An 8,721-nucleotide genomic window follows, 5' to 3' on the forward strand; every position below is an offset into this window, starting at 1 on the left:
GCCGCTGCCGCACCCCACCAACGACACCAGCGTCGCCGCCGCCGCCACCGCGATCGCCAGTCGTCGGACCGAAACCGCCATCGTCGTTCCACGCTCCGACAGTGGTGGCCGGGCCGGGTCCGGCCCCGCGCCAGACGGCCCGTCGGCGGGCGCCATGCTCGGCTCGCTCGCTGTGGGCCCGGCCGGCGGTGGGCGGCGGCTGGCGGCGATGGCGGCTGGCGGCGATGGGCGGCGTGCGGTGGGTGCGGGCGGCGGTGGGTGGTGTGTTGGTTGGTGCCTTTGGAGCTGAATCGTTTGTGACATCACTGGGTGGTGCCGTCCACCCGGGCCCAGTGCACCGCCTGGAGTACCGCCTCTGCCGCATCACTGCCCGCTTGCGAAGAGCCGGCGGCGTTGATTCGTTTGCGACATCAGCTCCAAAGCGCCAAACCCAAGGATCACCTGCCTGGGGTACGTCGTCCACGCTCCGTTAGGGGGGAGATAGGAGGAATGTTCGGTCCGTTCCGGCCCCGATGATTACGGTGTGTTTCAGGGCGAACCACCCAGTGCCGTGACCGGAGAGAGGGACCCGTCATGCGAGTGCCCAGCCGTAGCCCGGGACAGCAGCCCGGTTCGCCTCCGTCGCCCACCGCCCCGGCCCGCCGTCGACCCTCCGGTGCGACCGCCCGCCGCGTTCCCGCTCCTGCCCCCGACCTGCCCGCCTACCGGGCCGCAGTCACCGAACTGCTGGTAGAGGTCGGCGCCCTTGCCGACGCGGCGAGCACCCGGGCCCGGCAGGTGCTCATCGACGAGCGGCTGCGGGAGCCGGCACTCGCCGCTGTCCTCGACGCCACTCCGCAGGGGTTGATCGGCGCGCGCGAGACGCTGCTGCTGGAGATGGCCCGCTACCAACCGAACGACCGCACCTCGGCGACCGACCTCGGCGCGCTGGTCCGGATCTACCTGCTCTCCCGCATCGACGTGCTGTGGTGGCAGGACGCGCCGAGCTTCGTCACCGACGACCAGGTCAACGGCAGCCCCGAGCTGGTCGACCTGGAGTGGCTGCGCCGCCGTGACCTGCTGCGCTTCCGCTACCAGGAACAGCCCGCCACGATACTGGGCCGGGCCGCCCGCGGGCTGCGTCGTCGGCTGCGACCGGACGCCACCCCGCGCACCGCGGGGCTGCTGTTCCGGCGCGCCCGGCGCGAGGTAGTGGCGCTGCTCAACGACCTCGGACGGGAGTTCACCGCCGTCGCGCCGCCGGCCACCCCGCCGCTCTGGGTGACCAGCCTGGTCCGCAGCGCCGAGCACCAGTACCGGCTGCGCCGCCTGGGCTACGCGGCGATGCTGCCCAGCGGGCACTGCCTCGGCTACTCGGCAGACGTCGAGCTGGCCTGGTTCGAGCGTTTCGGCGCGCGCGAGGCCCTGGCGGAGCTGCTGCTGAGCCGGCAGGAGGCCGGTGAGCTGAACGTGATCGACGAGGGGCAGGCCTGGCACCTGTGCCTCGCGCCCACCGCCCGGCGTCGCCTCCGCCGGGCGTACGAGGCCGAGATGGGGGTCTGAGCCGGTGTGCGGCATCGCGTTGAGCATCGGCCCCGAGGCCGACCCGGCGACCTTCCGGCGGATGCTCGCCGCCCTGGCCCCTCGCGGTGAGGTCACCGAGACCCGGTCCGAGAGCGGGCTGCTCGCCGGCACCCGGCGGCTGCGGGTCGTCGACCGGGACCGGGCGGTGCAGCCGTGGACGTCGACCGACGAGCGGTGGCTGCTCTGCTTCAACGGCGAAATCTTCAACTACCGGGAGTTGCGGGCGCAGCTGACGCGGCTGGGGCAGGCCTTCCGCACCGAGAGCGACACCGAGGTGCTGCTCGCCGCGTTCCAGCAGTGGGGCGAGGCGGCGGTGACCCGACTCCGCGGTGAGTACGCCTTCGCTGTCGTCGAACGGGCCACCGGCCGGGCCTACCTGGCCCGCGACCCGCTCGGGGTCAAGCCGCTGTACTGGTCCCGTCGACCCGGCTGCCTGCACCTCGCCTCCGAGGTCAAGGCGCTCGTCGGGCACGGCGCCCCGATCAACGAGGTGCCGCCGGGGCACCACGGCTGGGCGGAGACGGACGGGCACGTGCGACTGAGCCCGTACGTCGACCTGCTCACCATCGGCGACGGCCTGCCGGTCATCGACGACCCGGACGAGGCCGCGCTGCTGGTCCGGGCCGCGCTCAGCGACGCGATCCGGATGCGCGTGGAGACCGACCTGACCGTCGGGGTGGTGCTCTCCGGTGGGCTGGACAGCTCGTTGACCCTGCGGCAGGTGCGCGACATCCACCCGGACTGCGTCGCGGTGACCGTCGGCGTGGCCGACAGCCCCGACGTGGCGTACGCCCGGCGGCTCGCCGCCGACCTCGACGTGCCGCACGTGGTGGTCGAGCTGCGACCGCGTGACATCCGGCTCGCCGACGTCCGCGAGGCCATCCGGATCTCCGAGCTGACCGAGTACGGCGACATCATCAACGCGGTCGTCTCGGTGCCGATCTTCCGGCGGCTCCGCGACCTGGGCATCAAGGTGGTGCTGACCGGCGACGGCTCCGACGAGCTGTTCGGCGGGTACCCGATGTACCACCAGGTCGCCCCGGCGGCGGCCCGCCGACTGTTCCTGCACCGGATCCGCAACCTGTGCCGCACCGAGTTGCAGCGCGTCGACCGCGCGGCCATGGCATACGGCGTGGAGGCCCGGGTGCCGTTCCTCGACCTCAGCGTGGTGGAGCTGGCGATGCGGTTGCCGGTGGATCTGAAGCTGCGCCACGGGCAGGAAAAGTGGATCGTCCGGCGGGCGTTCGCCGACGTGCTGCCCGACTACATCCTCCGCCGTCCGAAGAACCCGATGTCGTACTCGTCGGGGTTGCACGAGCGGGTCCGGCTGTACAAGCCGCTCTTCGCTCGGCTGCACCGTTCCTTCGGCTACGACCTGCAGGAGCCGGTCCGTCGGGACTTCGACACCGTGCTGAGTCGCTGCGGCAACGACCTGGACCGGGCCATCGCCGACGGGCTGACCCGACCCGACTACACGGTCCTGGAGCACGCTCGCGACCTGGTCGGCGCGGCCAAGTGGAACGCCGCCCCGATGGTCCGCCGGCTGGTCGGCCCGCGCCCCGCCCGCCACTGACGGCCGTCCCTGCACCCCACGCTTGACTCTGACACGGTGTCAGGGACGAGTGTGGAGGAACCATGTTCACCATCGGAGACTTCGCCAGACTCGGCCGGGTGTCGGTGCGGATGCTGCGCCACTACGACAGCATCGGCCTGCTGCCCCCGGCCAGCGTCGACCCGCACACCGGCTACCGCTTCTACCGCGCCGACCAGCTGCGCAGGCTCAACCGGGTGATCGCCCTCAAGGAGTTGGGCCTCACCCTCGAACAGGTGCGCGCGATCGTCGACGACGCCGTCGACGTGGCCGAGCTGCGCGGCATGCTGCGGCTGCGCCGGAGCCAACTGGCGGAACAGTTGGCCGCTGACACGGCCCGGCTCACGGCTGTCGAGGCGAGGCTCCGAATGATCGAGTCGGAGGGTCGGATGACCACCCAGGACGTCGTCCTCAAGGAGATCGCGCCCGTCCGCGTCGCGGAGCTGACCGCCGTCGCGCCCAGCTATCAGGGCGAGGACATCGGCCCGGTGATCCAGCCGCTCTACCCGGAGTTGTTCCGTCGGCTGGACGCCGCCGGGATCACGCCGACGGGGCCGGGCATCGCCTGGTACGAGCCGGCCGACTCGGGCGGCGACGCTGTCGTCGTACACGCCGGTGTGCTCGTCGACGCCGAGCCGTCCGCGGCGTCCGACGTCACGGTGCGCGACCTGCCGGAGCTGCGCAACGCCGCGACGATCATCCATCACGGTGCGATGGACGACGTCGAGCCGAGCATGCAGGCGCTCGCCCGGTGGATCGAGGAGAACGGCTACCGCACCGACGGCTTCGCCCGGGAGGTCTACCTCGACTACTGCCCGGACACCCCGGAGAAGGGCGTCACCGAACTTCAGGTCGCCGTGTACCGCGACTGAGCGCTCAGCTCACCAGCAGCAGCGCGCCGACCGCGGCGAGCGTCGCGGTGACCGCGAGCATGGTGCTGGTCAGCACGAACCGGGTCACCGGCACCGCCACCCCGGCCGCCCGGCAGCGCTCGAACCACAGCAGGGTGGCCAGTGACGCCCAGGGGGCGGCCAGCGGGCCGACGTTGGTGCCGATCAGCAGGGCCAGCAGGCGGGTGTGGTCACCGGTCGGCAGCACCGACTCGCCAGCCAGGTAGGCGGGCAGGTTGTTCACCGCGTTGGCGAGCAGCGCTCCGGTGCCACCGGCGCGCAGGGCGCCCAGCGCGCCACCGTCGGCGCCGACCAGGGTGCCGACAAGGTCGTCCAGCCCGTGCCGGCCGAGGGTCTGCACCACCAGGAACAGGCCGGTGACGAAGAACAGCAGGCGCACCGGGACCAGCCCCGGGCGCAACGTGGCGGGGGAGCGGACCACGAACCCGACAAGTACCAGCGCGAGCCCGACGGTGGAGGCGATCTCGATCTCCACACCGGCGAGGATGCCGGCGACGAAGATCAGGCAACCGGCGAGCGCCGTACGGTGCAGCACCGGGTCGGCCGGCACGTGCCGGGTCGGCGGGACGAAACGCCCACCGAGGGGCCGCTCCCTCCGCCACCACCCGAACCAGAGTAGGGCCATGGTGACCGCCACGGCGGCGAGCTGCGGCAACGCCATCCGAGCCGCGTACGCCAGGGGTGCCAGCCCGACCCGGTCGGCGGCGAGCAGGTTGGTCAGGTTGGACACCGGCAGCAACAGGCTCGCGGTGTTTGCCAGCCAGACCGTGGTGACGGCGAGCGGGGCGGCGGGGATCCGCAGGTTCCGGGCCAGCGCGAGCAGCACGGGGGTGAGCAGCACGGCTGTGGTGTCGAGGTTGAGCACGAGGGTGGTCAGCGTGGCGAGAGCGCCGCAGAGCAGGAACAGTAGGGCCCACCTGCCCCGGGAGGCGATGGCCAGTCGGCTGGCCAGCACGTCGAAGACACCGGCCACGGCGGTCAGCTCGGCGAGCACGATCACGGTGCCGAGGAACAGCAGCAGCGGCAGGATCCGGTGCAGGGTGGCGGTGGTCTCCGCGCGGGGGAGCAGCCCGCTCAGTGCGCAGGCCGCCCCGACCACGGCGAGGACGGCCGCCACCAGGTCCAGGGGGTGGGGTCGCCGACGTGTGGTCGGTTCGGGCGGGGCGGCAACTGTCACGTCTGTTCACGTTGGCACAGCGTCTGGCCAGCCGGTTCGCAACCCCCGTCCTGGTGACGGGCCCCACCGTGCCCGCAGCCGGGCCCGGCCTCCGAAGATCGGAGACCGGGCCCGGTGTGGTGCGTGGTGCCTACCAGCCCAGGTAGCTGGGCTGGGTCTGCACGTTGAGCTCCTGGTAGCGGGTCAGCTTGGCCGACCAGGTACGCCAGTCGTTCAGCGCCAGGACGTCCAGGCCCTTCACCATGTCGTTGGAGTAGATGTGGCCGTTGTAGTAGTACGCGGACCAGGTGCCGCCGCCGACGAATGTGTCGGCCGAGAGCGGGCCGCGCTCCCAGAAGGCGATCTCCTTCGGGTTGGCCGAGTCGGTGAAGTCGAACACCGAGATGCCACCCTGGTACCACGCCTGGACCATGATGTCCTTGCCGAGCACCGGGATGAGCGAGCCGTTGTGCGCCACGCAGTTCTCGGTGTCGGCGTTCGCCCGGGGGATCTTGTAGTAGCTGCGGAAGGTCATCGTCCGGGCGTTGCCGCGGCCGGCGATGTCGTAGATGGCGTCCGCGCCGCGGTTCGGGCCGACGGTCTCGTTGCAGGTCGCCGCCCCGCCACCACCCAGCTCGTCGGTGAAGATCACCTTGGTGCCGGAGTTGTTGAAGGTGGCCGAGTGCCAGAACGCGAAGTTGACCTCGTCCCGGACCCGGTTGATGACCCGGGGAGCCTCGCGGTTCTTGATGTCGAGCAGGATGCCGTCGCCCATGCAGGCGCCGGCGGCCAGGTCCTTCGACGGGTAGGCGGTGATGTCGTGGCAACCGGTGGTCGCCGAGCCGGTCTGGCTGCCGGGGAAGCCGCCGTCCGGGAAGAGGTTCGGCGTCGCGACCACTGCCGCGTCGGTCGGCTTCTTCACCGGCACCTTGATGATGGAGATGGAGTCGTGCGGCGGCTGGCAGTCCGGGAATTCGGCCCGCGGGCTGTACGACGAGACGTACAGGTAGATGGCCTTGCGGTCCTTGCCCGGCACCAGGGTGTGGGTGTGGGAGCCGCAGGCCGTCTCGACGGACTTGATGTAGCGCGGGTTGGCCTTGTCCTTGATGTCGAAGACCTTGATGCCCTCCCACGAGCCCTTCACGTCCGCTCCCTGCGTGGTGCTGTTGCAGGAGTCGTCGCTGCGCGACGAGTCGGTGGAGAGGAAGAGCAGGTCACCGTGGACGGAGATGTCGTTCTGCGACCCCGGGCAGAGCACCCGGGCCTTGACCGTCGGCGCGCTGGGCCGCGAGATGTCGTAGATGACGAAGCCGTTGTAGTTGCCGGCGAACGCGTACTTGCCCTGGAAGGCGATGTCGCTGTTTGTCCCGTCCAGTGGGGCGACCTTGGGCACGTTGGCGATCTGGCGCAGGTTGGGGCTGCTCACGATCTCGTCGACACCGGGGATCGTGTTGGTGAGCGCGGGGGCCGGGGCCGCCTGCGGCACCGTCTGGGCGTTGCTCGCCGGAGCGACGAGGGCGCTGGCGACGAGGAGGCCGGTCGTGGCGAGCGCCACGACACGCAGTTGTCGTAACCGTGGCTTGTGGAATCTGATCATCGGCGGGGCCCTTCGCAAGGGGGAGACGATGGTTGACACGTTACCGTTCGACGAAGAACGTCGATGTGAGCTGGATCACATGAAAGCGGCTTCTTCAATGGATAGCATCGCGGTGACCTCGACTGCAGGGAGTGGCCCATGACCAATCGGCGCGCACGCATCCTGGCGGTCGTCACACTGGCTCTCGTGTTGCCGCTCGTGGTGTTCATGGTGATCCGCCTCGACGGCGACACCGGTACGAGCGCACCGCGGCCGGTCTCCGCGCCCGCCACCTCCGCCGCGTCGCCGACGGCCAGCCCCGTCCCCACCGACCTGACCGTCATCGCGCCCGGCCGCCCGGGTGAGACGGCGGCCACCCGCCCGGCGCACGAGGTCCGCGACGCCGGTCCCGCCCCGCACAACTCGCTGGACGTCTGGTTCGTCCGGATGATGATCCCGCACCACGCGCAGGCCCTGGCGATGGCGGAACTCGCCCCCGACCGGGCCGCCGACCCCGACGTCCGGGCCATCGCCGAGCGCATCCGGGCCAGCCAGGGGCCGGAGATGGGCATGATGCGCGGCTGGTTGCAGACCCGTGGCCTGCCCGCGGAGGTGCAGGGGCACGACCACGGCACCATGCGCGGGATGCAGTCGCCAGAGGCGATGGGGCAACTCGCCGCGGCCCGTGGGGCGGACTTCGACAGGCTCTTCGTCCGGATGATGACCGAGCACCACCAGGGCGCCATCGAGATGGCCACCAACCTGCTCACCGTCGGCTCCGACCTGACGCTCAACGAGTTCGCCAACTCCGTCGCCACCGAGCAGACCGTCGAGATCGACCGCATGCGCGAGGTCCTCGGCGGCTGATTCCCGTGCGCGGGGCGCGAGGGCCGAACATCCCGGCACGTACGCTGGGTGACCGTGAGACGTACAGTGTTCGGTCGCCCGCTGCGCGGCGTCGCCTTCGACGTGGCCGTCGCCGCGCTGGTGGTCCTCGTCTCCCTGGCCGCGGCGGTGAGCCAGCCGGGCGGTTGGGCGGCCACGGCTGTCGGCGTGGGGATGGCGGTGGCGCTGCTGTTCCGCCGCACCCACCCGAGCGCGGTGACGGTGGCGGTCGCGGTGCTCGCCCTGATCCAGGTGATCGCCCGCTGGGGTCCGCTCATCTACGACGTGGCCGTTCTGATCGCGCTCTACAGCGTGGTGAAGTACGGCCGGCGGCTGCGCGACGGCGTACTGGCCGGCGCGGTCGCGGCCGTCGGCGTGCTGCTGGCCGCCGCACAGACTCCGAACGTCATCCAGTGGTGGGTGACCGCGCTGTGGTACGCGCTGGTCACCGGCGCGGTGTGGTTGGTCGCGCTGAACGTGCGGACCCGCCGACTCTATGTGCTCAGCCTGGAGGAGCGGGCCACCACACTGGAACGCGAGCGGGAGGCCGAGTCCCGGGCGGCGGTCGCCGAGGAGCGCACCCGGATCGCCCGTGAGCTGCACGACGTGGTCGCCCACAGCATGGCCGTGATGATCGTCCAAGCGGACGGGGCCCGGTTCATGCTCGACCGTGACCCCGCCCAGGCGCGTACCGCCGTGAAGGTGGTCGCGGACACCGGCCGGCAGGCGCTGGAGGAGATGCGCCGCCTGGTCGGCGTTCTGCGCGACGCCAGCCCGACCGGCGCGGACGGGGCCGACGGGCTGGAGGTGGCGGCCGACCCCGAGCACCGACGCCTCGCGCTGGCCGAGCTGCCCGACCTGCTGGCCCGGTTCGGCGACGCCGGTCTGCACGTTCGCAGCACCGTCACCGGTGCGCCGCCGGCCCTGCCGCCGGGCCTGGAGCTGACCGTCTACCGGGTGGTGCAGGAGGCGCTGACCAACGCGCTCAAGCACGCGGGTGTCGGCGCCGGTGTCGAGGTCGTCCTGTCGTACACCGCCG

7 protein-coding genes and 1 pseudogene are annotated in these 8,721 nt (G+C 71.5%); 6 read left to right on the forward strand and 2 right to left on the reverse strand.

Features of this window, described 5'->3' with window-relative positions; translation table 11 throughout:
• The 4 genes and pseudogenes from AB0C20_RS33135 to AB0C20_RS33150 all read left to right on the forward strand — a co-directional run.
• Positions 1 to 289, forward strand: a pseudogene (locus AB0C20_RS33135) (hypothetical protein); the annotation flags it as partial.
• A gap of 284 nt (positions 290 to 573) precedes the next feature.
• Positions 574 to 1,542, forward strand: a complete 969-nt coding sequence (locus AB0C20_RS33140) for a hypothetical protein (protein WP_357569480.1) — start codon at positions 574 to 576, stop codon at positions 1,540 to 1,542.
• A gap of 4 nt (positions 1,543 to 1,546) precedes the next feature.
• Positions 1,547 to 3,136 (forward strand): asparagine synthase-related protein, encoded by a 1,590-nt coding sequence (locus tag AB0C20_RS33145; protein ID WP_357188687.1) that lies wholly within the window; start codon positions 1,547 to 1,549, stop codon positions 3,134 to 3,136.
• 62 nt (positions 3,137 to 3,198) lie between these two features.
• A complete protein-coding gene (locus tag AB0C20_RS33150) occupies positions 3,199 to 4,026 on the forward strand; it encodes a MerR family transcriptional regulator (protein WP_238685715.1) in 828 nt (275 codons plus the stop codon).
• A 4-nt stretch (positions 4,027 to 4,030) separates the two neighbouring features.
• On the opposite strand, the gene AB0C20_RS33155 is transcribed toward AB0C20_RS33150, so the two are convergent.
• Positions 4,031 to 5,242, reverse strand: a complete 1,212-nt coding sequence (locus tag AB0C20_RS33155) for an SLC13 family permease (protein WP_357188689.1) — start codon at positions 5,240 to 5,242, stop codon at positions 4,031 to 4,033.
• 130 nt (positions 5,243 to 5,372) lie between these two features.
• Positions 5,373 to 6,818: a hypothetical protein gene (locus AB0C20_RS33160; RefSeq protein ID WP_357188691.1), complete on the reverse strand. Its 1,446-nt coding sequence runs from the start codon at positions 6,816 to 6,818 to the stop codon at positions 5,373 to 5,375.
• Between the two features lie 138 nt (positions 6,819 to 6,956).
• Here AB0C20_RS33160 and AB0C20_RS33165 point away from each other — a divergent pair, with 138 nt between their 5' ends.
• Together AB0C20_RS33165 and AB0C20_RS33170 are read left to right on the forward strand one after the other, a co-directional pair.
• Entirely contained in the window at positions 6,957 to 7,664 is a 708-nt protein-coding gene (locus tag AB0C20_RS33165; protein WP_357188693.1) for a DUF305 domain-containing protein, read from the forward strand.
• A 48-nt stretch (positions 7,665 to 7,712) separates the two neighbouring features.
• On the forward strand, positions 7,713 to 8,721 hold a 1,009-nt coding region (locus AB0C20_RS33170; protein WP_357569481.1), incomplete at its 3' end, for a histidine kinase.

Origin of the sequence: Micromonospora sp. NPDC048843, assembly GCF_040649965.1 — a bacterium.
In the GTDB taxonomy this organism is placed as follows: domain Bacteria; phylum Actinomycetota; class Actinomycetes; order Mycobacteriales; family Micromonosporaceae; genus Micromonospora; species Micromonospora hortensis.